This window comes from Roseateles sp. P5_E11 (assembly GCF_054049355.1).
Map to the genome: position 1 here is coordinate 1 of NZ_JBFUMO010001184.1, position 595 is coordinate 595.

Here is a 595-nt window from a genome sequence, read left to right on the forward strand (position 1 = left end):
GCTTGGCGGTCAGCTGCATGCTGTCCAGCACGCGCAGGATCTCGTCGAAATTGCGCCCCGTCGTCATCGGGTAGGTCAGCATCAGCTTGATGCGCTTGTCCGGGCCGACGATGAAGACCGAGCGCACGGTGGCGTTGGTCGCCGCCGTGCGGCCCTCGGACGTGCCTTCGGTATCGGCCGGCAGCATGTTGTAGAGCTTGGCGACGGCCAGGTCGCTGTCGCCGATCATGGGGTACTTGGGCAGATGGCCCTGGGTCTCCTCGATGTCGGCGGCCCAGCGGTGGTGGTTGTCCACCGGGTCGACCGACAGGCCGATCAGCTTGGCATTGCGCTTGGTGAATTCGGGCTCGATCTTGGCCATATAGCCCAGCTCGGTCGTGCACACCGGCGTGAAGTCCTTGGGGTGGGAGAACAGCACGGCCCACTTGTCGCCGATCCAGTCGTGGAACTTGATCTCGCCTTGCGTGGTCTGGGCGGTGAAGTCGGGGGCGATGTCGTTGATGCGCAGGGACATGATGGTCTCCGTTGGGGGCTTGGGTGGGGGTGGGGCCTGCTAACACTGCGGCAATTCGCGGCCCATTGCCGCAGTGTTAGC

General features: G+C 64.5%; 1 protein-coding gene. It reads right to left on the reverse strand.

What is annotated here, in order from left to right:
* Positions 1-514 (reverse strand): redoxin domain-containing protein (locus ACXJKR_RS34230; protein ID WP_457326654.1); only part of this gene is annotated, 514 nt, incomplete at its 3' end.
* Positions 515-595 lie beyond the last annotated feature (81 nt).